The organism is Bacillus sp. EA-CB0995, from assembly GCF_055814245.1.
The window spans coordinates 3,321,571-3,344,610 of sequence record NZ_CP169269.1; the positions used below are offsets into that span (position 1 = coordinate 3,321,571).

Genomic DNA, 23,040 nt, shown 5'->3' on the forward strand with positions numbered 1-23,040 from the left:
TATTATAGCACATTTCAAGAATGTTTCACAATAATATATAGGTTCTCTTGTAAGCGGTGTGCAATTCCATCTAAAATCGCCTCTAAATTATTAGCAACAAATTCCATTTCTTCCACTGTCTCACATACAAATAATGGAGCACCGCCAGCGAATTTTTCTGGAATTGTTGTAATGACAGCAAGAATACATTTTTCTAATATCACCCTTTATCTCCCCTTCCGTTAGGAGCCTCAGAAGCCATATGAACAGCACTTTCTAACGTCGGAACATTTCCAATGACTTGAATAGCTTTCTTCACATCTTGATCTTGCGGCAAAACAAACACGCCTATTCTTCCATCATTTAAATCTCGTTTTGCAAGCGGTACAAGTGCTGGTGTTCCAGAATCTCGATAAACACCAAGCGAAACAGACACTTCATGTAAAATGGCTTGTCTTTGACCTAAATTCGCTAATGTTATTCGTGCATCAATAGACTTCGGTTTCAAAATAAACCCCATGCCATACTTCATAATTTCTTTTTGTCTCGCTGGTAAACCAATATTCATAATATAAATATTATCTATATAAAGACCAGCGCCTTCAAAATGTGGTGGCACATGTTCAATTTCAACAAGATCACGCAGTCGTTTACCGGACATTAACATTTTCGAAACAAAGAAACTTATTATTCCAGCAAAAATACCGGCATACCAAGATTTAAACCCTAAATACGCAAAGCTGGTTACAAAAGATGTTAACATCGCTAAATAGTTACGGCTCTCAAACACAAGTGCAATTCCTTCAATATATGTATTCCCCCGCGGGACAAGCTCATATCCGTCTAATTGCTGCAATGTATTACGCTCCATATTACGCACATCACGAAACTGCGATGCCGCTAATGTGAGAAATGTAATAGCGGAAAAATCTTTCTTCAAAATTGATGGAATCGCAACCGCCCCAAGAGCAGACGCAGTAATTCCCATTGCAATATGAATAATCTTGCCATGCAAGCGAGTTGGATACTGCCTTGTATCAGTTTGAAGCATTAAAATTCGTGTAACTGTCCCAACAATTACTCCAAGTAAAATGGCCGATGTATATGAGTTCATAAACTACCCTTGCCCCTCCTTCACTTGTTTTTGCTTAAATTGCCCTGTGTATGTCATTATTTTCCCAACGCTATATAGAAGACTAAAGAACATTGTGGACACAGCAATCATATTAAAAAACTGCAAGCTTCCCAGTTGATACGGAAAATTGAAGCTCTTTAAGACAAAAGCTACAAACAACTCACCTTGCAAAGCCCCTACATATAATCCCCATATACGTAATAGACGGTCTCGATGCAATAAAATAGATGTATAAACGAGAATACCACTCAGCATCCATGTACGATTTATGACAATCCAAATCGGATCGTATAATTCTATTAAAGAAAAACTTGTATATAGCATTGCGATTATAAGCGCACAAAGTAAAGTATAGATTTTTTTCCATACTGCATATACTGCAATTCCAACAAATGAAATTCCACCCAGCAAAAGAGCATTTACTGAGATTGTGAGAGAAGAAATTGAAATCACTGTTTGCGAACAACTAATAAATAATAAAATGGCAGCACTAATACAAAGTCTAAACATATCTTTTTTCAAAAAAAATGTTGCAACAATCCATCCCATCCACGCTAAAAAATAAAAATAACTTCCTTCCACGTTATCACCTCCTATTATTTCCATTATGGGGATTTTTCATGAAAAATAATCCTGTTCTACAGCTGCATATTTTTAAAAATAACAGCAACACTTTGTACTAAGGAGGTGGGGACACTATGGGTAAAGATCGTCAAGAAAAAAATTGAAACAATCGCGACGTGTGGAATCTGATCGCAGTCAGTCACTACAATATCCAGGCGCAACAGGATTCGATACACCGGAGCAAGCGCGAAAACAAAATCAACATTAAAACAAAAAACAGCCAACGTATCGTTGGCTGTTCCTTTGTTACTCGGTATTAATGAGCAGTAAGATTTCTGCCTCGAAATTCCAAGATGTATCTTATTAAACAAAAAAACAACCAAACGGTTGATTTTTTCCTTGCTCTATCAAACAATAAAGTGAAACTCCCATCAGTGGAGGTTTTCTTCATCCCCCACTGTTGGAAAGCCCGCTCAATCGGGCTTTTATGGACAGTAAGACCCCCACGCCTCAAAGATAGGTGGGGGTCTTACTATCCGTTAATGCAGGATAAAAAACCAATTAACAGAGCTGACTACCAGTGCAGAATGCAAAAAATACAGCGTTAAGGATTCACTTTATTTTTACTTCGCCAAAAACCCCTAGATAGAGTTCGTTCAGCGCTTGCTATATATTGTTGTATCAATCCCACGCTGGATAAGCCAATGGTATGTATCACCATTAATAACAATCGGCACTCGTTGAAGCTCAGCGATTGTTCGCGCCCCCAGCGCTGTCATTATAAACTGCAAATCTCTATGTAGTAATTCTATTTCTTCCATTAATTTCTCAATACCTTCATTTATCAGTATTCGTAAAAAATGGCCAGCAAACGCCGCAGCCGATGCTCCTAATGCTAATGCTTTCGCTACATCAAGTGCTGTTTGAATACCACCCGATGCAATAATAGAGAGGTTTTTTTGTATAGAGGATGCTTCAATTAAAGACGAAACAGTCGGAATGCCCCACTCATTGAAATAAGGAAGCACTCTCTGCCTTCTTTCATTTTCAACCGCAGCAAAGTTTGTGCCGCCATAACCGCCAATATCTATAATAGAAACACCAACATTGGCTAAATTCTCTACCGTTTCTTTACTCATACCAAAACCAACTTCTTTTACTATAACAGGAACAGAAGAATATTTTACAATTTGTTCAATTCTCTCTAGTGTACCTGTAAAATCTCTATCGCCTTCTGGCATTGTCAACTCTTGAATGACGTTCAAATGAATTTGCAATGCGTTTGCTTCAAGCATATCAACAGCTCGCTGTGCTTGTTCTACTGTTGCTTCACTTCCTAAGTTTGCAATAACAATTCCATTCGGATTCGTTTTTCTCACAATTTTATAAGATGCAGCTTCTTGAGGATCTTTTAACGCTGCCATTTGCGAACCGACAGCCATCGCAAGCTGATGCTGATGCGCTGCCCAGGCTAGTTGTTCGTTAATATGTAGTGTGTGCTCTCCGCCCCCACCAGTCATCGCATTGATAAAAATCGGCGAACTTAAAGAAAGTTCGCCGATTCCTGTTTGAAATGATATACTTTCATAACTTATATTTGGTAAGCTTTGATGAACAAAGACAATGTCACGAAAGCCATGTGTACGAGACTGTCCGGTAGAAAGAGCATACTCAATATGTTCTAATTTACGCTTTGCTCTTACCACACATATCCCTCATTATTTCTTTAATTTTTTTAGCTGTTCTCCAATAATATCACTTAATTGGAATGTTGCAGAATCAGAAGATGGTTCATATTTACTGTAATCTTCTGTTACATTATTTTCTTCAAGCGCTTCTTTTATACTTAAGGAAATACGTTTTTCTTCTGAATGAACTTCTAACACCTTTACTTTTACGTCTTGTCCGATTTCTAATACTTCATTCGGATTTTTCACATGACGATTTGCAATTTGCGAAACATGTACAAGCCCTTCTACACCAGGAAGAATCTCAACGAACGCTCCAAAAGTAACAAGGCGTTTTACTTTCCCATCTAATATATCGCCCGCTTTTACTTGATTTGCAACATTTCCCCAAGGTCCTGGCTGTGCTGCTTTAATAGATAAAGATATACGCTGTGTATCAGCATCAACAGATAAAACTTTTACTTTTACAGTTTCTCCCTGTGATAATACATCAGATGGTTGTTCTACACGATCGTGAGAGATTTGTGAAATATGAACTAAACCATCCACACCACCAACATTTACAAATGCTCCAAAATCAGTTAAACGCTGTACTGTTCCTTCTACAATATCACCTTCTTTTAAAGAAGAAACAGCTGCTTTTTTCTTCGTTTCCAACTCTTGTTCTACAACTGCCTTATGAGAAAGAATAACACGATTTTTCTCACGGTCTAATTCTACAATTTTTACTGCTAATGTTTTCCCTTTATAATCAGTAAAATCTTCGACGTAATGCACTTCTACAAGTGAAGCAGGAATAAAACCACGCACACCAAGGTCAACAACTAGACCTCCGTTAACGATATCTTTGATTGTTACATCAAATACTTCACCTGATGTAAATTTCCCTTGTAATACTTCCCATGCTTTTTCTGCATCTACAGCACGTTTAGATAACACTAGATCATCATCTTCTAATTTAATTACTTTTAATTCAAGAGTTTGTTCTACTTCTACAACATCGCCCGCTTTTTCAATATGGACATTCGCCAATTCACTAATTGGAATGACACCATCAGTTTTGTACCCAACATTCACAAATACTTGCTTTTCTTCGACTTTTGTTACTGTACCTGTAACAATGTCACCTACTTGTAATGCCTTTGTGTCGACAACTTCTTCATTCATTTTTTCTACCATGGAAATACCTCCCTACTGAAATGGCAAAGCATCTTTATGTATATACGAAATGGAAACAATAGCTTCCATTTGCATGTATGTAAAATATTTAGAAAATACCCTCTTTTACTAACTTCTAACAAATCGACGGATTTGTCAAGGAAATTGTCTCATTAATTAACAGAAAGAATTGTATGTTTCAAGAAACAAAAATAAGGAAAGAGGTTAACCTCTTTCCTTATTTTGCGAACGTTACCGATACAATATCCATAATCTTTTGAACTACTTCTTCAATAGAAAAAGATGTTGTATCTAATTCAATTGCATCCTCGGCTTTCTTTAACGGAGACACTTCACGTTCGGAATCTAATTTATCACGGCGCGCAATTTCTTCTTTTAGTTGTTCTAAATTAGAAGAAAATCCTTTTTGTGTATTTTCTAAATGTCTTCTTTCTGCTCGTTCCTCAACAGAAGCTAACATAAAAATTTTCACTTCCGCATTCGGCAATACATGCGTTCCAATATCGCGGCCATCCATAACAACGCCGCCTTTTTCTGCTAACACTTGCTGACGACGAACCATTTCTTCGCGAACAAGGCGATGTCTTGCCACAATTGATACACGATTTGTTACTTCAGGTGTACGAATCAAATCTGACACATCTTGTCCATTTAAAAAGACAAGTTGTACATTTTCTCTATGTTGAAATTGAATATCTATATTTTTTATGACTTCCATTAACTTTTCTTCATTTTCAATATCGACACCTTGCTGCAGCGCCGCATGCGTTACTGCGCGATACATTGCACCCGTATCAATATAAACATAAGAAAGTTTTTTAGCAACAATTTTGGCAACCGTACTTTTTCCTGCAGCTGCAGGGCCATCAATTGCAATCGAAATTCGTTTATCCATTGTAACACCCCATTTTTCACTTATAAAAACAGAAGGAAAAGCAGGTACGTCCCCCTGCTTCTCTCATGATTGTTTCACTTTGCATTAACAGGCAGTAAGAGCCTGATTAATTAAATTACGATCGACGTGGAGAAAAATTCTCCTACTAATAATCGTTTCACTTTATTCCGTTTCAAGTCCTCAACTATTGTAGCATAATCCTTCTTAGAAGCAAATGAAAAAGCTATTGATTAACCTCTAAAATATTCGTCATAACCCCTTTTGTTACTCCTTCATAATATACAACTTTTGATACATATTTCGCTATATGCTCTTGGGTTAAAAGTAATTGGACAATACATAGACAAAGACATTGTCCAATAAGTAAACGAATTAAAATCTTCTCTATTTTCTTCAAACTCCACATCTCCTTTTACTTATTACCTCGCTACTTTTTGTCAGTAAAACTCCCGCTTCAAGATTCTGAGGAAACAAAGCAGATAGATTGTAAATAACTGCTGACATACGTCCGATTGGTTCAACTAACCAACAGTGAGGATGAAACCCCCACTGTTGGAAGTTTCACTTTATTTTCATTGTGATAATCTCTTATAAGTTTTATACTTTTCCATTGTCGAATCCAGTCAAATCATGTTATGTTCTTAATGTATTTTCATTGATTGGAGAGGGGTAAAGGCATTGAAAAAAATTCTTGTTTTACACACAGGTGGAACAATTGCGATGGAAGAAGATAAAGAAACTGGGGTTGTTCAACCTGGCGCGCAAAATCCACTTTTAAAATTCATTCCAAATTTAGAAGAAGATATCGATTTAATTGTTGAAGATGTCTTTCATCTTCCATCTCCTCACATGACACCAAATGAAATGCTGCAATTGCAAGTCATGATTGATGAGAAGGTTAAGAACGATAACGTGCAAGGAATTGTTATTACACACGGAACAGACACGTTGGAAGAAACAGCTTATTTCCTTGACTTAACTGTACAAGCTGATGTACCAATTGTTGTGACAGGAGCAATGCGCTCAAGTAATGAGTTAGGTGCTGATGGTTTATATAACTTTTTGTCAGCTGTTAAAGTTGCTAGTAGTGAAGAAGCAAAAGGAAAAGGTGTCCTTGTCGTATTAAATGATGAAATTCACTGTGCAACGAATGTAACAAAAACACATACAAGTAACGTAGCAACATTCCAAAGTCCGCAATATGGTCCAGTTGGAATGGTAACGAAGCGCGGCGTTGTCTTTCACCAAGCATTAGTGCATCACGAAAAATATGCCGTTACACAAATTACAAAAAATGTTGTCGTATTAAAGGCATATGCAGGTATGGACGATACATTATTAGCTGCAATTGAACAGCTACCGGTTGATGGAATTATCATCGAAGCACTTGGACAAGGCAACTTACCGCCACGCACACTTCCTGCACTGCAACGTTTAATAGATAAAGATATTCCAGTTGTTCTTGTTTCTCGCTGCTTCAACGGTATTGTCCAAGATGTATATTCTTATGAGGGCGGCGGCAAACAATTGAAAAACATGGGCGTTATCTTCACATATGGTTTAAATGCTCAAAAAGCACGTATTAAGCTGCTTGTTGGGCTAGAAGTAACAAAAGAACAAATAGAGATTCAAGCTATGTTTAAACATTAATATACGATTGTAACAAAAAAACACCTCCTTAATTCGCATTCCTAAAGCTACGAATTAGACGGAGGTGTTTTTCATTTGTCACCATTCATTAATAAATTTTTACTGTTCTCGCTCTGCAATGATTTTCGCAATCGCGTCTCCATGAAATCTACCATTTTCTATAAAAATTTCATTCGCATTATTACCAGCAGCAATTACACCAGCAATAAAAATTCCTTCCACATTCGTTTCCATCGTGTCCTCTTTATACAGTGGTCTTCCTGTTTCAGAATCAATTTCTACGCCCATTTTCGTTAAAAAACCATGATCTGGATGATAGCCTGTCATGGCAAAGACATAATCATTTGAAATTGTATACTCTTCGTTTCCTACTGTATACGTGGCTGTATTTTCTGTAATTTCTTTTACATGTGCACCAAATTCCATTTTTATCGTACCTTGACGAACTAACGCTTCAAATTCTGGCAAAATCCATGGTTTAATACTTGGAGAATATACTTGTCCTCGATATAAAACCGTCACACGCGCTCCGCATTTTACAAGTTCTAATGCCGCATCTACACTTGAGTTCTTTCCTCCGATTACCACAACATCACGATCAAAATACGGATGCCCTTCTTTGAAATAATGCGCAACCTTTTCTAACTCTTCTCCCGGAACATTCATATAATTAGGGTTATCATAATACCCAGTTGCAATAATAACGTATTTTGCTTTATATTTCTCTTGTTTGCCGTCATTCTTTACTGTTTGAACAAGAAAAAAATCCTCTTCTTTCTGTACTTTTTCCACTCGTTCAAAAGCGTTTACACGTACATGCTTCCGTTTCACTACTTCTCGATAATATGCTAATGCTTGATTCCGAACAGGCTTACGGTTTTCTGTAATAAAAGCAACTCCACCAATCTCTAGTTTTTCACTAGAAGAAAAAAATGTTTGGTGTGTTGGATAATTATAAATTGCATTAACAATATTTCCTTTTTCAATGACAAGTGGATTAATCCCGACATTTTGCATTGCAATCGCTGCTGCTAATCCGCATGGTCCGCCTCCGATAATAATCGCTGTTTCTTTTTGCATGTAAAACTCATCTCCTAGTCTTCTGCTCTCTATTCAAATAAAAAAATTACAAAACAAGAAAAAACCTACTTTCAGCAGTAGGCACCTATCTTTATTGTATTCATTTTTCATATATTTGTCATCTATACGATACGTACATGCGATAGACGTCCGCTAAAAATTGTCGAAAAGGTATACCTTGATTATTTAATACATGTTCCGGATCAATTTTACGAGCAGGATCAAGCTTTTTATGCGAGACAATAGCTTTCTTTGGATTTAAACCAAAATTGTGACACAAATACGCATGATACCAAGTAAAACGTGTATATGCATCCCAAAAATTTATATTCCCACCGTAGCAAAGTTCAACACCGATCGCTGCGCTATTAGCATTGTAACCAAATATTTCATTATCTGTCGGAACGTTGTACCGAACATGGTAGGCTACCTCATTGATTGGAATAATCTCTAATATAGTTTTATCATCAATAAATGTATGAGCTGAAGCTTTTGGTTGCACTTCATTAAAATAATCTCGATTCCCAACCGCATTGCTGCCGGGATTTCCAGTATCATGACTGACAATAAAACGAACTTTTGAAAGTCGAATTCCAGATCGAGAGCCTCCGTGTTTAATATAATTTCGCTGTATAGGAAACTTCGCCATTCACATCATCTCCGCTCTTATAAAATTACCTTCCTAATCTTATATGTATTCAGATGATGTGTCTCTAACGCAAACATTATTATGAAAGCAGAAAATCCATCATATTCGAAGCAAATATCATAAACAATAGCACACTTACTGCCACCGTATAAAAACCATAAAACCAAATTTCATCTTGCTTCGTTTCTAACCCAAAAAAACAATTCACTGTATGTAGGAAGGAAGAGCGTTTCACATGCTTTTTGCGTAAATTTTCAACTCGTTCCATTACATGTGTTGGCATCATAAAACGTTGTTCTGCAGTCGTTTTCATTAGAATCTCTCCTTTATAATTAGTGAATACTTTCCATCAGTGAGTACTGAACAAACTCCTTATCAATGGAATTTTCACTTTATTTCCGTTTTTCTATCTAAGGAGAGTATAGCACAAATGTTCTGTTAGAACAAGTGTTCTTTTTGTTTTTTACTAATTCATATAACTCATAAGCCATACAACTAATGCCCATGCAACTGCAATAACCGACCCAACAATATTATTACAACAAAAAAACCGCAACTCCCTTTACAGGAAATTGCGGTTTGCATAATCAATAAGCGGTTTATACCCAACCTCTGAAGCGGCTTGCTTCTGCCATTTTACGAACACCAACCATATAAGCTGCTAAACGCATATTCACTTTGCGAACTTGCGCCGTTTCGTAAATAGAATTAAATGAGCTTACCATTACTTTTTCTAAACGAGCTTCTACTTCTTCTTCTGTCCAATAGTAACCTTGGTTATTTTGTACCCATTCAAAGTAAGAAACTGTTACGCCACCAGCACTCGCTAATACGTCTGGAACAAGTAAAATACCACGTTCTGTTAAAATTTTTGTTGCTTCTAATGTTGTAGGGCCATTCGCTGCCTCTACAACAATTTTCGCTTTAATATCCGCTGCATTTTCTTCTGTAATTTGATTTTCAATTGCAGCTGGTACTAGAATATCACATTCTAGTTCTAATAATTCTTTATTTGAAATTGTATTATTAAACAATTTCGTTACTGTACCAAAGCTATCGCGACGGTCTAATAAGTAATCAATATCTAAGCCGTTTGGATCATGAAGTGCACCGTAAGCATCGGAAATCGCAATTACTTTTGCTCCCGCATCGTGCATAAACTTCGCTAAGAAACTACCTGCATTTCCGAAGCCTTGTACAACAACTCGTGCACCTTTAATGTCAATACCACGTTTTTTCGCCGCTTCACCAATACAGATTGTTACGCCTTTTGCAGTTGCTGTCTCACGGCCATGAGACCCACCTAATACAAGCGGCTTACCTGTAATAAATCCAGGTGAGTTAAATTCGTCAATACGGCTATATTCATCCATCATCCATGCCATAATTTGTGAATTTGTAAATACATCTGGAGCTGGAATATCTTTCGTTGGACCTACGATTTGGCTAATTGCTCTTACATAGCCACGGCTTAATCTTTCTAGCTCACGGAAAGACATTTCACGTGGGTCACAAATGATACCACCTTTACCTCCACCATACGGCAGATCAACAATACCACATTTTAAACTCATCCAAATCGAAAGTGCCTTTACTTCGTTTTCCGTTACATTTGGATGGAAGCGGATACCGCCTTTTGTTGGACCAACAGCATCATTATGCTGAGCACGATATCCTGTAAATATTTTAACAGTTCCATCATCCATACGAACTGGAATCTTTACTGTCATCATACGAATCGGTTCTTTAAGTAACTCATATACCTCGTTTGGATAACCCAATTTCTCTAGGGCTTCTTTAATAACAATTTGTGTCGAATTCAACAGTTCGAAGTGTTGTTCTCTTTGTTGTGTTTGTGTTTGTGTTTGAGCTCCCTTTTCGGCTACCATAGTAAGTAAACCCCCTGTAATTTCACTTGTTTAGTAAACCTTCATTGCCTAGTATACACTCTTAAAATAGGAATGCAAGAGAAAACGCTAACAAATATATACAAACCTTTTTATTTTTTGCAAACGTTTTCAATATCATTATAGTCTTTTTATTCTTTTTAGAAAAGCGAAATACGTTAAAAACTAATATTTTTTTATATAATGATTAAATATTTCACATAAAGAAAAACCTCAACTGTATCACTTAGCTGAGGTTTTCTTTTGTGATAAAATACTTATATATTTGCTCAATTGCTTCATTCGCCATAAGTTCTTTTCCATATTCCATCATTCGATAAATTGTAATTGTAGAAGAGTTTCCAAACTCTGCTAAAATGGCAATCATATCTTCTTTCAATAACATAGTAGAATCTTCTTCTAACCATAGATAAAAACGATTTTGCCACGCATAAAGCTTTCCACCGGTTACTCCAAGATTATATAAACGACCCGCTAATGCAATTACATCCTCCAATGAAGCAAATTCGTATAGTATATGTTCGCTCTCATCAAGAGTAACTTGCATTTCAATATATTCATCTTGAAATTCTTCTTCCGTATCTGACTCTTGATTTTCTTTCGTAACAATAACAACCATACCTTGTGCTTGCAACGAAAACACCTCTACCGCAATTGGACCATCCGCTTCAAAGCCGAGCTCTTTATTCGCTTCTTGCATCATATCTCGAAACAGTTGTTGTACTTTCGGCGCATTTTTCCATAAATCTTCCTTTGTAAGTCCACGTTCTGACAAATCGTCGAACGTCAGAAAGATTTTAATTTTATTGTAATTTAAACGTTCCAACCTCATCCCGTAACCTCCTTACGCAACCGTTGCATCTAATTTTTATTATATGAAACAGAAAATAGATGGTTCTTTCCGAACAACTATTCTGACATTTTTAACCATTCATCCCATTCTTCTTTCGTATCCCCAACAAACCAGTTACGAGTCTCTTCGTTTTCTTCATCAGAAGTAAACTCAAAGGCAAAACCGCTAAGCCCAACACAAAGGTTTGCATATTGTTCATGTAATCTCTTTGCAAGTTGAACACTTGTCATTACATTTTCTTTTATTGTACAAGAAATAAACAAGATTTTAGGATTTACTTGTTTGATTACATCATCAATATCAGCTTCTTCTATGCCTGTCCCAATATAGATTACTGGATAACCTTTTCGACGCAAATATGTTGTAAAAATAAATAATCCAAGTTCACATAATTCCCCTGGAGCGCATATAGAAAGCACCTTTGGTAGTCCTGTATTAATGTGCATACTATGATGCATCATTCCGATACGCGAGCGTAAAAACGAAGTCGCATACCGGTCTTCTGCACTTGTTATTTTTTCATTCAAGCGCATATCTTTTAACCTTACAAGCAATTTTATTAACACATCTGCAATTACTTTATCTATAGAAAAAATACTAAAAGCTTCATCCAGTAACTCGAGAGCTTGCATTTCATCAAATTTTAACAAAGAATAAAGGATATCGTCTACTAAAAGTTCTACTTTATTATATTCTATTTCTGATAAATTGTGATTTTGTAATTGATTATTTTCTAATAAACTAACCGCTTGTCCAATGGTAAACCCTTGATTCACTTTGTTAATTAGCCACTTTAATATTTGAACATGTTCTTCTGTATATAATCTGTGTCCAGCATTATTACGCTTCGGTGCAATGATTTGATACCGTCTTTCCCAAGCTCGCAATGTTCCTGGATGTATGCCGAGCATATTTGACACCACTTTAATATTATATTTACCTATTGAACTTGGCATATCTCTTCCCACCTTAAAAAAACAACGTCAATCTTTTCTTTGTAATGTAATCAAATGTGTTTGTGCAGGAGCACGAAATCGCAATGGTACAAGTGTTGTTCCATAACCATTACTTACAAACAAAGTCGTATGTGGATATTCATAAATTCCACCTTTCAAAAAACGTGTAAAATGAAATAACCGAATTTGTCCACCATGCGTGTGACCACTTAATACACAGGAGATATTTTCCGTTCCATTTAATTTATATACGATATCAGGATTATGACTCACAAGGATACGAAATCCCTCTTCTTCACAATCTGCTAATGCTAAATCTAAACGATCACGTTTCAAACTTACATCGTCAACACCTAGTAACCATATCTTTTCTCCAAACTCTGATTCAAATAAGATCCCTGTATTGTCTAAAATTTTCACTCCATTTTGAAGAAGCAACGCGTCTAATTCGTGAAAATCAATTTCATAGTCATTATTCCCCCAAACAAAATACACTTGTCCCATTTCATTTAACCGTTTAATATTATCAACTACTCGTGTTAGCGGTACCCCTTGTTCAGCTAAATCTCCACCTATAATAACGAGATCTACTTTCCCTTTCACTTGCTGTATTAAAGTTTGAGAAATCGTTCTTCTGTGAATATCCGAAATAAAAAAATTCGTACTTCTCCAAAACTAATTGGAAACTCCGCAAACGATACGGTGTGTTCTAACAATGTATCACGCATCGCTTCTCTATACATCATAACAAAGCAAACAATCACAACGCATAATATGAAACAACCTAGTAATCCCCATGTCATACACTTTCCTCATCTTTCCTCTTACCAAAATCTAACCACATAATAACACATCACCCCAGCAAGTGAAGAAAAACCCTCTACTTCTGTAGAAGGTTTTTCTTCATCTCGTCATTCGCGGGCAGTAAGGTCTCCCGCTGACGGAAGGTTCACTTTATTTTTTCGGTTCTGGTTCTGACTTCTTCGGAATTTTTAACACTTGCCCTGGTTCTAAGTCTTCTGCTACTTCATTATATTTCTTTATAATCGCTATCCCATCTTCATTCGGAAAATATTTCTTTGCAATATCTTCGAGCGTTTCTCCCTCTTGCACTGTATGAAACTGAAATGTCTCTGATGGTGATGACTTTGATTCATTATCGGTTTTCTTTTTTGAATCAAAAAAATAACTTCAAATGCACTTTTTTCAGAATTGGCACTCGATTCCGCCGCTTGCTTCCCCTCCATGTAACGCTCTGTATACCATAAAATACTTATTGGAAGAAGAATAAATAATAATGTTAAAATCCGAACAAAAAAGTGCTTTATTTTAAATTTTGATTTTTTCTTGTCTTTATGGACTTCACTACGAGGCGGTAAACCCTCTCCTTCTTTTTCCGTTGACTCTTTCATGTTCTCTTCAAACTCTGTTGTCTGCTTCGCCATATCGGTCACCACCATCTTCCGTTTGCTTTCTTAATTGCAATCCCATTATGAAATCGACTAAAAAATGCGCAAAAATCGTGATCAGTAAATTACCAGTCCATTGAAATACAAAACCAAATACACTACTAATCATCAATACAAAACAAAATAAAAACGGCTTAGTAATATAACGAATATGTAAAACTGCAAATACAACACTCGCAAAAATTAAGCCAAAATACGTTTGTATCACGCCACGAAATAAAAACTCTTCTGCTATTCCAATTAAAAGGGTAACAGCGAACACGCGGAAAACAGACATTCCTTGAAACATACGATCATTAATCCCGCCATCATCAAACCACGATTCAGGAAAAAAATGCATCGCAATATAATCAAATAAAACAATCACACAAGCTACTCCGCCACCTATTAGAAAAATAGATGAAAAATCCCATTTCCACAAAGCTAGAAATGCGTCCATACTCGGAAATAATATATACGCTAACAAGATTCCAATACATATAATGATCGCTTGCGTAATATATAAATTAAGTCGGATTTCTTTTAGACTCATGTCTTCAATACTTGTCCTGCGTATATCCATCATTCCTCCATTCTGAATCCGAAGAGCAATTGTAACTCTGTTTCCCAATTATAGTCGAAAACAGGTTGCCTTGCTTGTCTTTTTTTATAATCTTCTATATGAATCCCGCAATAGTCACAGCAATTTTCCGGCTGCGTTTCCTTTACATATCCAAACTGGGAAAGAATTGCTTCTCTTTTACAATCCGTTCGTCGCATCCATTCTTTCATCGTTTCTAGTTGACCGTATTTATTATAAAGCCGAGTTTTCACTTCTGCAATTAACTTCCGCTCCGCTTCATCTGACAAGGATTCAATCATCAATTCTCTACGTTGTATGATTTTCATCTTTTCAAAATGATACCGAATAAATCGCCAATGTTGTTCACTCAATCCTGCTGTATTGTAGCAAATTTCTTCTACACCTTCTAACGGTAATACTTGGGCTTGAAACATTGTTTCTCGTAATAAAGAAAATAAAAAGCGTATTTGTTGTTCATTTGGTAATTCTTCTTCAATAATGGAGATTGGCAACTCATGATCAAGGGGACTACATAACAAAATGGCAATGCTTGGCTCTCCATCTCTACCTGCCCGTCCAATCTCTTGCAAATAAGACTCTATATTTGTCGGATAATGAAAATGAATAATATAGCGTGTGTTTTGCTTATTTACTCCCATACCAAATGCACTTGTACACACAACGAGCTGGAGTTGATCATTCATAAATTGTTGCTGAATTAACATCCGTTCTTCATGTTCCATTCCACCATGATAATGCGCAACATCTTCAATCCCTTCACTTCTTAAATACGCTGCAAGACGTTCAGTCCAAGCTCTACTCGAACAATAAATAATGCCAGGACTTTGTAAATATTTCACATGAGATAACAGCACTTCTTTTTCTCTTGAATGGTTTGTACAAATTCTACTTTCATAGCAATATTAGGGCGATCAATTGAATATAAATGCTGCCTCACATCTTTCAAATTTAAACTTTCAATAATATCTTGTAATACTTCTTTCGTAGCAGTAGCTGTTAAAGCAAGAACCTTAGGATAGCCCATCGATGCAATAACTTGATCTAGCTTTTTATAATCTGTTCGAAAATCATATCCCCATTGAGAAATACAATGTGCTTCGTCCACAACAAATAAAGAGATATGAATTTTCCTTAATTCTTTTAGCAACACATCTGATTGCAGCATTTCAGGAGACACGAATACAAATTTATAGGAATGCAACCGCCGCATAGCTTCTTTTTTCTCTGCCATTGTTCGAAAGCTGTTAAAAGCAATAACTTGATTTTTCACAATGTATTTTAACTGTGTAACTTGATCTTCCATTAATGACAATAGCGGTGAAACAATGAGTACCGTTCCATCTTGTATAAATCCTGGAAGCTGATAACAGAGCGATTTCCCCCTCCAGTTGGCAGCATCGCTACAACAGAATTTCCATTTAATAAGTCTGCAATAACTTCCTTTTGTCCTGGCCGAAATGTCCGGTACCCAAACCACTGATATAAAATATCTTCAAGCTTCATGTAATCCCCCTACTCGCGCTAATACAAGACGAATTTCAAAATAGGAAACATGCTCTCCAGCAGCTTGTTTCAAGACTCGCAGCTTCCGCGTTTGTAACTTCTCAATCATTTTCTGTATTTGTTTCATTTTTTCTTTTTCTACAAATTGCTCCACCTGAAATTCTTTTTCACGCAATGCAATTTCTACAATATGGTCCTCAATTGTCGCCACTTTTAATTTTCTTATCCTAGCAATTTCCTCCATAGTTCGTCCTTGCTTCCATAGTTGATATGTTTTTTGTGTTGATATACTAAATAAATCTGCTTTTTCATTCGGATACGCAATAATTTGTGCCAATAACGGAAAATTCTGCTGATGACTTTGTACATGTTGAATGATGAAATGAGTCGTTCCCCAAAATAAAAGATATACTCGAAACGCATCTTGTTTCATCATATTTCCAAGTTGATCTGTTGTATAACCAATACGATGGTATCCTGTTAGACGATATACGAAAATGGTTGCTTCTAGAGAGGTAACATACATTAATATTGAATTTATTTCTTTATATAACTGTTCCGCTAATTGTCCTCTTGAAACAGGAGAGTTCATAATAAATTGTTTTACCCACATCGTGATTTCTGTATCTTGCTGAATTGGAAGGAATTTCACATATTTTTGTTTCAAATTAGATACAGTTTGCACACTTAAGGATAACCTTTTCCAAAAGCGCTCTCCAAGTTCGCCGTATTGCAAACCGTGTAAATATTTCGGGAAAGAAAAGAATTTTTCCCATTCGTTTACTTGTTTCTCTCCCATTTCCGATAAAATGTAAGTATTTTCATGCACACATGTAATAAGTTGCTTGTTTAATAATGCTTCAATCTGTTTATCATAATCATGACGTCTTAAAGATTTATATACACTAAACAAAAAGGAAAGATGAAACATATTCCCATCTTGCAATGTTTGTGAAGAACGTTTCCCTTTTAAAAGGTGATAAATAGAAGAAACCGTTCGTTCACCTTTTAATTGTTTCAAACAGTATAGTACGGTATATTGTAGCTGCAACGCTTCTTCCACCCTTTCAGTCTACTTCTACTTTCATTGTAACAAAATGCATCTTATTTAGATATTTTTAAAATTTTATGTACAACTATAGAAATTAGTTGACACACTCAATTGATAAGAATTATCATTATAATTTTATATTGAAAAGTTTCACAAACCGTTTTACAATAAGGTTATAATTTTTCATCAGTGTTCTTATATACATATACATATTATTTAGGGGGTATACAAAAATGGCAAAATATACAATCGTTGACAAAGATACTTGCATTGCATGCGGAGCTTGCGGAGCAGCTGCACCGGATATTTATGATTACGATGATGAAGGCATTGCATTCGTAACACTTGACGATAACCAAGGTATCGTTGAAATTCCAGATGTATTAATCGATGATATGATGGATGCATTCGAAGGTTGCCCAACTGACTCTATTAAAGTGGCAGATGAAGCATTCGATGGTGACGCATTAAAATTTGAATAGTCTTATTGTTGACTTCAAAAAATACCCCTCAAATAATGAGGGGTATTTTTTTTGCACTTTATTTTCTTCTATGAAGCACAACTTTCACTAGTCACTCATCCTAAATTTAGTGGTCAGCCCCATCAAACAGACTCTTACTACTCCTTACGCGAGATAAAGTGAAACTTCCATCAGTGGTTTTTTCATCCCCCCACCTATCTCCTTCGAGTTCCTCACAATCTTGAAGCGGAGGGCTTACTGCCCGTTAATGCGGGATAAAAAAACATCAGTAGAAAAACTTCCACTGATGCAAAACCTTCTATATTATGCATTTTTCATTTTCGCAAATACCCATACTTTTAATCGAGAAAATAAAGGAACAAAAATAATTGTTACTATAATTCCTTTAATTATATTAAAAGGTAAAATTCCCGCTACAATTATTTGACGCATTGCATCGTTAGACATAGCAGGTTGACCTAAGAACCAAGTGTAAGCTGGAAAAATGATGAAATAATTTAATACACTCATAATTACTGTCATCATAATTGTTCCGAACATTAATCCTGTTGTTAAACTTTTTACTGTGCGATGTTTACGGAATAAAAGAGATGCCGGAAGAATAAAGAGACATCCAGCAACAAAATTCGCCACTTCTCCTACAGGTACGCCCGTTAAATCGCCTTGAATACCATAATACAGGACGTTTTTTATCCCTTCTACAATTACACCTGAAATTGGCCCAAAAGTAATGGCTGCAATTAATGCTGGGACATCACTAAAATCAATTTGCAAAAACGGCGGCAGCCCTGGAAGTGGAAAATCCAGCATCATTAATAAATACGCAATGCTGCTTAGCATCGCAACGCTCATCATTTGTACTACACTCTTCTGTTGTTTCATGTTTCTCTCTCCTTTTCCATCGATCATCTCATGGAAAGTGGAAAGGCTCTGCTATGCCTAAATATATTCCTGCATGAAAAAACCCTTCGCGTCCGAAACGCAAAGGGAGAAATTTTAGGCACATCAAACAAACGTTCAAACATTTATCTTTTTTGAACGCTCGAACCTCCATCTTCTCCCATCCAGACTGTACTGTCGGCTTTGGAATCGCACCAAATCCTGCCTTAACGGCTCGCGGGCTTAGAACAAAAATACACGTTCATCACCGCCGGTCGGGATTTTCACCCTGCCCCGAAGATAGACCGATATTCTATTTTCCTCATCATTATACAACAATTTTAAAACAATGTGAATGAAAATGCTTCTTTTTCACTCACATTGCGCAACACCTTCTTATACTTAGCAGTCCCCCACCTCAAGATGCAGAGAAAAGCGAAGAAGATAGGCCGGGGATAAAGAAAACTTCCACTGAGGGAAATTTTCTTTATCCAGTCACATCCTCATAATTGCATGCTATTCTAACAATAAGTAAATAATACGACAAAAAGGAACAAATTTTCGTGTTTGTTCTTTTTTGTCCACAATTCTCTAGCCATTTATACGTGAAAGTGATAAGATATGATATTGTTAAGAAAAACAGCATTTTCTTACAATGGAGGAAATGTCATGAGTAAAGAAAAGAAACAGCCTATTCGAGAAATTATGAAAAAAAATCTTCGCAAAGAATACTTTTATTTAAAAAAGGAATTGCTGTTCTATTGTCCTCTTGACTCAGGTAACTTTTCAAGAGATACATATTATGCTGCTTTTGATGAAGATGGCATTAGTGTATATCAATATGATAAAAATTCAGACAGTAAACTAAAACTTTGCGAACGACATCCATGGAAAAGCTGGAGAAAAGTCAAAATTGATCATTATTTAACAAAAACTCATTTTGTCTTTCAAGGAGAACGAAATTGGATTCTTTCTCTTTTTCATCAAGGAAAAAAGGCAGAAAAAATCATTCAAACTTATACATCCTTAGAAACAGAAATTGTTTCCAGATCATTTTTAAAAAAACTGCCTGGTTATCGATCTAATACAACATTGAATATGTATATTGGGAGTATTTGCTATACTGTACTTATTGCATTTTTATTAAAATTGATTCTCCCATCTCAAATTCAAATTGCTTTGTATTCGCTGTCTCTCGGCTGTATGCTGCTCGGTCTTCTTTGTTTCGCTATCGGTCTTATTGAACCTACTCTTGTCTTATTTAGAACAACAGAAAAAACACGAGCTAAAGTGTTTTATTATTATAGCTATTTAATAATCGCTGGATTTGCATGTATCTTTATTTTTTGGTAACAAACGAAAGAGCTAGTCTTCCTAGCTCTTTTTCAATTAATATGTAATTTTTGCGACGGATAAATAGTGTCTTTTTGCAAATAATTTTTCACTTTTAATTCTTCAACAGTTGTACCGAACTTCCTAGCAATACTGATCAATGTATCACCTTTTTGCACGACATATACAGAAGCGGATGCTACCGTATTAGGCTTTTCTTGAATCATTCGCAGCGGATTCACTGCATTTGTTTTCGCTATCGTCCAAGCCCCTTTATGAACTTCTAAATGTAAGTGAGCACCATTCGATTGTCCTGTATTCCCTACTTGACCAATTTTTTGCCCTTGTAAAACTACATCTCCTTCTTTCACAAGTCGTTTATTCATATGGGCATATACAGCTTCATAATCTTCATGTTTAATAAACACAACATGCCCGTAGCTATCAGAAAAATAAGATCTTGTTACAACACCATCTTGCATAGCTGCTATTGAAGTGCCGATCGGTGCAGCAATATCAATCCCAAAATGTTTTCCATTTCTCGTTCCAAAATAATCACTAATTCTCCCCTCTACCGGCCATGCCCACCGCTTTTCTTCAGCAGCACCTTCTGTTTGTGCTATAAAAAAGACACAAAAGAAAAGCAAAATGATTTTTAAAGCTTTCATTATAAATCCTCCGTTTTCTAAATAACAATCACACTTTCTCTATTTTGGTTGATTATAGCAAAAAGTATACAAAAAAAGAAAGAGCCTATTTCTCTTTCTTCTCCTCCTTATCTCGAAATACAATCGCGCTTCTTTCATATTCTATATCTTTCACATTCGAACGAGCATTCACAACTCTTGCAACTGCAAATAAATAATCCGATAAGCGATTTACATATTGCAAAACATATTCATTAATCTCATCTTGTTTCTTTAAAGCAACAATACAACGTTCTGCTCTTCGTGTAATAGTACGAGCAATGTGAATAATAGCCGCCCCTTGACTTCCTCCTGGTAAAATAAAGCGCTCAAGCGGCGGTGCTTCTTGTATATATACATCAATCCTTTCCTCTAGAAAAGTAATGATGTCTTCTGTTACTTTATACGGAATTTTCCTCTTCACAATCGCTAAATCCCCGCCACAATCAAACAACTCATGCTGAATTTTTTCAAGTTCTTGATAAATATCTTGAAACAATTCCCCCTCTAGCAATGTCATCGCATGTCCAATAAACGAATTCGCCTCATCAATTGTTCCATATGCCTCTACACGCAAATTGTCTTTATCTACGCGTCCTCCAATAAGACTTGTTTCTCCCTTATCTCCTGTTTTTGTATATAGCTTCATGTTTTCCCTCCTTATTTCTCTTTTTCATTCTTCTCTTATACTAACATTCCTTTTCTTTTTCAAAAAAAAGCTTATCAAAAAGATAAGCTTAAAAATTCGCATATAATTTCATCATACTTATGTTGGCAAATATACAGAGAATGTCGTCCCCTTATCTACTACACTCGACACTGTAATCTTACCATCATGTCCTCGCACAATATTTTTTGCAATCGCAAGTCCTAACCCTGTACCACCTGTTTTCCCGCGTGTACGAGCCTTATCCGCTTTATAAAAACGTTCAAATAAGAATGGAATATCATCTTCTGGAATACCAATCCCAGAATCTTCAACTTCGAATACAATTCCATTATTTTTCTCATCGATAATAAGTGATACTTTACCACCCGCATTTGTATGTCTTAAAGCATTATCAATTAAATTTGTTAACACTTGTTCCATACGATCCGGATCAAAAGAATGCTGCTCTATGGAAGTGCGAAAATCAACTGCTAGCTGCACTTCTTTTTCCTTTGCTATCCCTTGGAATTTTCGTGCAATCTTTTCAACAAATGGAACAATATCTACTTCTGATATATGTAATTCTACGTGACCGCTCTCCATTCGAGCTAAATCTAACAATTCATTCACAAGACGACCTAAGCGTACAGATTCATCATAGATAATTTGCACAAATTCATGCACTTCTTCTTTCGTTTGAACAATGTCATCTAAAATTGCTTCACTATATCCTTGCAGCATAACCATTGGTGTACGTAATTCATGCGATACGTTTGCAATAAAATCTTTACGCATTTTTTCAAGACGGCGTTCTTCCGTCATATCACGAAGTACCGCAACAGCACCGCGAATCTTCGTCTGATTGTACAGCGGTGTCATCAGTACAACATAATTACCTTTTTCTAAATTAACTTCTATAACTTGTTGCTGTTCACTTTCTACAACGAGATGAAACAGTTCAACAAGCTCCGATAGCAAACTCACACTTAACTCTATCTCTTTTTCTTCATACCATACTTGTAAGAAACGTTCTGCTGGCGGATTAATTACAACAACTTCTCCTTCTTGATTTAACGTAATAACACCATCAGCCATACTACTTAAAATACTAGAAAGCTGTTCTTTCTCTTGTTGCAGCGCATTAATATTAAACTTCAATTGTTTTCCCATTTGATTTAAAGCTGTTGCAAGTTCACCAATCTCATCTTGCGAAACCGCTGGTACCTTCGCATCAAATTTCCCGCGTGCTACTTCAAAAGCTACTTCGCGCATTTTACGAAGTGGGGCTGTAATTCGAGTTGATAAGAAAAAGGCAAAGAACGTTGTTAAAATAATCGCAATCCCCGCAGATAAAAAGATAAAATCCGTCGATTTTTCTATTCCTTGTTTTGGTACTTGTAACGATTGATATACAAAGACCGCACCATCTTTTGACGACTTTAACGGAACACCGACAATCATAATATCATTGTCAGGATTTTTCTTATTGTTTTCATCTGGGACGGTCTTAATTTTTTGTACCTTTTTACGTTCTGTAAATACCGCTTGTAACTCTTTGTCATTTTTCAAATCAGTTAGTGTTAGCGTTGCCAATCCTTGTTGTGCCGGAGAAGCAGATATTTCATTATTATCTTTCACAATAATAATACGCGAAAGGGGTCAGCGAATTTATATGCGATATGTTCTATCGTCTGCTCATCCGTCCCCTCTTCTATTAATTCAGAAACACTCGTTGCAACATTCGTAAGCCTTGTTTCTCCCATTGTTACATAATAATTATCAAAAAACTGCGAAAGTAAAATGGCAACAAAACCAAGCACGAAGGAAACAAGGAGCAGAATCGTCATCCATAATTTCCCTACTACACTTTT

21 protein-coding genes, 5 pseudogenes and 1 riboswitch are annotated in these 23,040 nt (G+C 36.1%); of the genes and pseudogenes, 4 read left to right on the forward strand and 22 right to left on the reverse strand.

All coding sequences use genetic code 11. The features are described from left to right. Positions 1–14 precede the first annotated feature (14 nt). The 3 genes from ACEWFJ_RS17160 to ACEWFJ_RS17170 are packed head-to-tail and all read right to left on the reverse strand — an operon-like array spanning position 15 to position 1,696. Positions 15–203 (reverse strand): capping complex subunit for YIEGIA, encoded by a 189-nt coding sequence (locus tag ACEWFJ_RS17160; RefSeq protein WP_098309420.1) that lies wholly within the window; start codon positions 201–203, stop codon positions 15–17. Next, complete coding sequence (locus ACEWFJ_RS17165; RefSeq protein WP_473689325.1) at positions 200–1,093, reverse strand: YIEGIA family protein; 894 nt, start codon at positions 1,091–1,093, stop codon at positions 200–202. Before ACEWFJ_RS17165 ends, ACEWFJ_RS17160 begins: the two co-directional genes overlap by 4 nt. 3 nt (positions 1,094–1,096) lie before the next feature. Beyond that, the gene (locus ACEWFJ_RS17170; protein WP_473689327.1) at positions 1,097–1,696 is read right to left on the reverse strand and encodes a YphA family membrane protein; all 600 of its coding nucleotides are present in this window, start codon (positions 1,694–1,696) and stop codon (positions 1,097–1,099) included. A gap of 116 nt (positions 1,697–1,812) precedes the next feature. On the opposite strand from ACEWFJ_RS17170, the pseudogene ACEWFJ_RS17175 reads away from it, so the two are divergent. Beyond that, positions 1,813–1,946: pseudogene (locus ACEWFJ_RS17175) on the forward strand (YpzI family protein). A 388-nt stretch (positions 1,947–2,334) separates the two neighbouring features. Here ACEWFJ_RS17175 and fni read toward each other — a convergent pair. From fni to ACEWFJ_RS17195, 4 genes are all read right to left on the reverse strand, one after another. Beyond that, positions 2,335–3,384 (reverse strand): type 2 isopentenyl-diphosphate Delta-isomerase, encoded by a 1,050-nt coding sequence (fni, locus tag ACEWFJ_RS17180; RefSeq protein ID WP_473689328.1) that lies wholly within the window; start codon positions 3,382–3,384, stop codon positions 2,335–2,337. A gap of 12 nt (positions 3,385–3,396) precedes the next feature. After that, positions 3,397–4,545, reverse strand: coding sequence for a 30S ribosomal protein S1 (gene rpsA / locus ACEWFJ_RS17185; RefSeq protein ID WP_473689329.1), 1,149 nt, complete (start codon positions 4,543–4,545; stop codon positions 3,397–3,399). Between the two features lie 217 nt (positions 4,546–4,762). After that, positions 4,763–5,440 (reverse strand): (d)CMP kinase, encoded by a 678-nt coding sequence (gene cmk / locus ACEWFJ_RS17190; RefSeq protein ID WP_473689330.1) that lies wholly within the window; start codon positions 5,438–5,440, stop codon positions 4,763–4,765. Positions 5,441–5,663: 223 nt separating this feature from the next. Further along, positions 5,664–5,837 (reverse strand): DUF5359 family protein, encoded by a 174-nt coding sequence (locus ACEWFJ_RS17195; RefSeq protein WP_098309426.1) that lies wholly within the window; start codon positions 5,835–5,837, stop codon positions 5,664–5,666. Positions 5,838–6,118: 281 nt separating this feature from the next. On the opposite strand from ACEWFJ_RS17195, the gene ACEWFJ_RS17200 reads away from it, so the two are divergent. Next, positions 6,119–7,090 (forward strand): asparaginase, encoded by a 972-nt coding sequence (locus ACEWFJ_RS17200; RefSeq protein WP_098309427.1) that lies wholly within the window; start codon positions 6,119–6,121, stop codon positions 7,088–7,090. 99 nt (positions 7,091–7,189) lie between these two features. Here the strand turns inward: ACEWFJ_RS17200 and ACEWFJ_RS17205 are convergent, their stop codons facing one another. The 11 genes and pseudogenes from ACEWFJ_RS17205 to ACEWFJ_RS17255 form a co-directional block, all read right to left on the reverse strand. Next, complete coding sequence (locus ACEWFJ_RS17205; RefSeq protein ID WP_473689331.1) at positions 7,190–8,170, reverse strand: YpdA family putative bacillithiol disulfide reductase; 981 nt, start codon at positions 8,168–8,170, stop codon at positions 7,190–7,192. Between the two features lie 118 nt (positions 8,171–8,288). After that, on the reverse strand, positions 8,289–8,819 hold the full coding sequence (locus ACEWFJ_RS17210) for a peptidoglycan recognition protein family protein (RefSeq protein WP_473689332.1): 531 nt from the start codon (positions 8,817–8,819) through the stop codon (positions 8,289–8,291). 79 nt (positions 8,820–8,898) lie between these two features. Then, complete coding sequence (locus ACEWFJ_RS17215; RefSeq protein ID WP_098309430.1) at positions 8,899–9,132, reverse strand: DUF3961 domain-containing protein; 234 nt, start codon at positions 9,130–9,132, stop codon at positions 8,899–8,901. A gap of 286 nt (positions 9,133–9,418) precedes the next feature. Continuing rightward, positions 9,419–10,708: an NAD-specific glutamate dehydrogenase gene (gene gudB / locus ACEWFJ_RS17220; protein ID WP_098309431.1), complete on the reverse strand. Its 1,290-nt coding sequence runs from the start codon at positions 10,706–10,708 to the stop codon at positions 9,419–9,421. Positions 10,709–10,952: 244 nt separating this feature from the next. Beyond that, positions 10,953–11,558, reverse strand: coding sequence for a genetic competence negative regulator (locus ACEWFJ_RS17225; protein WP_098309432.1), 606 nt, complete (start codon positions 11,556–11,558; stop codon positions 10,953–10,955). A 77-nt stretch (positions 11,559–11,635) separates the two neighbouring features. Beyond that, positions 11,636–12,535 (reverse strand): MerR family transcriptional regulator, encoded by a 900-nt coding sequence (locus ACEWFJ_RS17230; protein ID WP_473689333.1) that lies wholly within the window; start codon positions 12,533–12,535, stop codon positions 11,636–11,638. A 27-nt stretch (positions 12,536–12,562) separates the two neighbouring features. After that, positions 12,563–13,338: pseudogene (locus ACEWFJ_RS17235) on the reverse strand (metallophosphoesterase). A gap of 151 nt (positions 13,339–13,489) precedes the next feature. After that, positions 13,490–13,980 (reverse strand): annotated as a pseudogene (locus tag ACEWFJ_RS17240) (LysM peptidoglycan-binding domain-containing protein). After that, a complete protein-coding gene (locus ACEWFJ_RS17245; protein ID WP_473689334.1) occupies positions 13,955–14,566 on the reverse strand; it encodes a lysostaphin resistance A-like protein in 612 nt (203 codons plus the stop codon). The pseudogene ACEWFJ_RS17240 and the gene ACEWFJ_RS17245 overlap by 26 nt, the downstream one beginning before the upstream one ends. Continuing rightward, a pseudogene (locus tag ACEWFJ_RS17250) lies at positions 14,566–16,090 on the reverse strand (RecQ family ATP-dependent DNA helicase). Before ACEWFJ_RS17250 ends, ACEWFJ_RS17245 begins: the two are co-directional and overlap by 1 nt. Next, the gene (locus ACEWFJ_RS17255) at positions 16,080–17,141 is read right to left on the reverse strand and encodes a YpbB family protein (protein WP_473689335.1); all 1,062 of its coding nucleotides are present in this window, start codon (positions 17,139–17,141) and stop codon (positions 16,080–16,082) included. The pseudogene ACEWFJ_RS17250 and the gene ACEWFJ_RS17255 overlap by 11 nt, the downstream one beginning before the upstream one ends. Before the next feature lie 233 nt (positions 17,142–17,374). Between ACEWFJ_RS17255 and ACEWFJ_RS17260 the strand changes: the two genes are divergently transcribed. Next, positions 17,375–17,623, forward strand: a complete 249-nt coding sequence (locus tag ACEWFJ_RS17260) for a ferredoxin (protein WP_017152544.1) — start codon at positions 17,375–17,377, stop codon at positions 17,621–17,623. Between the two features lie 303 nt (positions 17,624–17,926). On the opposite strand, the gene ACEWFJ_RS17265 is transcribed toward ACEWFJ_RS17260, so the two are convergent. Further along, entirely contained in the window at positions 17,927–18,505 is a 579-nt protein-coding gene (locus tag ACEWFJ_RS17265; RefSeq protein WP_253629105.1) for an ECF transporter S component, read from the reverse strand. A 166-nt stretch (positions 18,506–18,671) separates the two neighbouring features. Then, a riboswitch (FMN riboswitch) is annotated at positions 18,672–18,808 on the reverse strand. A gap of 363 nt (positions 18,809–19,171) precedes the next feature. Between ACEWFJ_RS17265 and ACEWFJ_RS17270 the strand changes: the two genes are divergently transcribed. Further along, positions 19,172–19,855: a hypothetical protein gene (locus ACEWFJ_RS17270; RefSeq protein ID WP_429709308.1), complete on the forward strand. Its 684-nt coding sequence runs from the start codon at positions 19,172–19,174 to the stop codon at positions 19,853–19,855. A gap of 32 nt (positions 19,856–19,887) precedes the next feature. Here the strand turns inward: ACEWFJ_RS17270 and ACEWFJ_RS17275 are convergent, their stop codons facing one another. From ACEWFJ_RS17275 to ACEWFJ_RS17285, 3 genes and pseudogenes are all read right to left on the reverse strand, one after another. Next, positions 19,888–20,502: a peptidoglycan DD-metalloendopeptidase family protein gene (locus ACEWFJ_RS17275; RefSeq protein WP_473689336.1), complete on the reverse strand. Its 615-nt coding sequence runs from the start codon at positions 20,500–20,502 to the stop codon at positions 19,888–19,890. Positions 20,503–20,587: 85 nt separating this feature from the next. Then, positions 20,588–21,169 carry a cob(I)yrinic acid a,c-diamide adenosyltransferase gene (locus ACEWFJ_RS17280; RefSeq protein WP_473689337.1) on the reverse strand — a complete coding sequence of 194 codons (582 nt, stop codon included), beginning with the start codon at positions 21,167–21,169 and terminating at the stop codon, positions 20,588–20,590. A gap of 117 nt (positions 21,170–21,286) precedes the next feature. Beyond that, positions 21,287–23,016 (reverse strand): annotated as a pseudogene (locus tag ACEWFJ_RS17285) (ATP-binding protein). Positions 23,017–23,040 lie beyond the last annotated feature (24 nt).

Bases quoted from the DNA above. Each gene is read 5' to 3' on its own strand.
- ACEWFJ_RS17275 (WP_473689336.1), bottom strand. From the start codon at position 20,502: ATGAAAGCTTTAAAAATCATTTTGCTTTTCTTTTGTGTCTTTTTTATA.
- rpsA (WP_473689329.1), bottom strand. From the start codon at position 4,545: ATGGTAGAAAAAATGAATGAAGAAGTTGTCGACACAAAGGCATTACAA.
- gudB (WP_098309431.1), bottom strand. From the start codon at position 10,708: ATGGTAGCCGAAAAGGGAGCTCAAACACAAACACAAACACAACAAAGA.
- ACEWFJ_RS17165 (WP_473689325.1), bottom strand. From the start codon at position 1,093: ATGAACTCATATACATCGGCCATTTTACTTGGAGTAATTGTTGGGACA.
- ACEWFJ_RS17210 (WP_473689332.1), bottom strand. From the start codon at position 8,819: ATGGCGAAGTTTCCTATACAGCGAAATTATATTAAACACGGAGGCTCT.
- ACEWFJ_RS17280 (WP_473689337.1), bottom strand. From the start codon at position 21,169: ATGAAGCTATATACAAAAACAGGAGATAAGGGAGAAACAAGTCTTATT.
- ACEWFJ_RS17225 (WP_098309432.1), bottom strand. From the start codon at position 11,558: ATGAGGTTGGAACGTTTAAATTACAATAAAATTAAAATCTTTCTGACG.
- cmk (WP_473689330.1), bottom strand. From the start codon at position 5,440: ATGGATAAACGAATTTCGATTGCAATTGATGGCCCTGCAGCTGCAGGA.
- ACEWFJ_RS17215 (WP_098309430.1), bottom strand. From the start codon at position 9,132: ATGAAAACGACTGCAGAACAACGTTTTATGATGCCAACACATGTAATG.
- ACEWFJ_RS17245 (WP_473689334.1), bottom strand. From the start codon at position 14,566: ATGGATATACGCAGGACAAGTATTGAAGACATGAGTCTAAAAGAAATC.
- ACEWFJ_RS17270 (WP_429709308.1), top strand. From the start codon at position 19,172: ATGAGTAAAGAAAAGAAACAGCCTATTCGAGAAATTATGAAAAAAAAT.
- ACEWFJ_RS17265 (WP_253629105.1), bottom strand. From the start codon at position 18,505: ATGAAACAACAGAAGAGTGTAGTACAAATGATGAGCGTTGCGATGCTA.
- ACEWFJ_RS17205 (WP_473689331.1), bottom strand. From the start codon at position 8,170: ATGCAAAAAGAAACAGCGATTATTATCGGAGGCGGACCATGCGGATTA.
- ACEWFJ_RS17260 (WP_017152544.1), top strand. From the start codon at position 17,375: ATGGCAAAATATACAATCGTTGACAAAGATACTTGCATTGCATGCGGA.
- ACEWFJ_RS17230 (WP_473689333.1), bottom strand. From the start codon at position 12,535: ATGCCAAGTTCAATAGGTAAATATAATATTAAAGTGGTGTCAAATATG.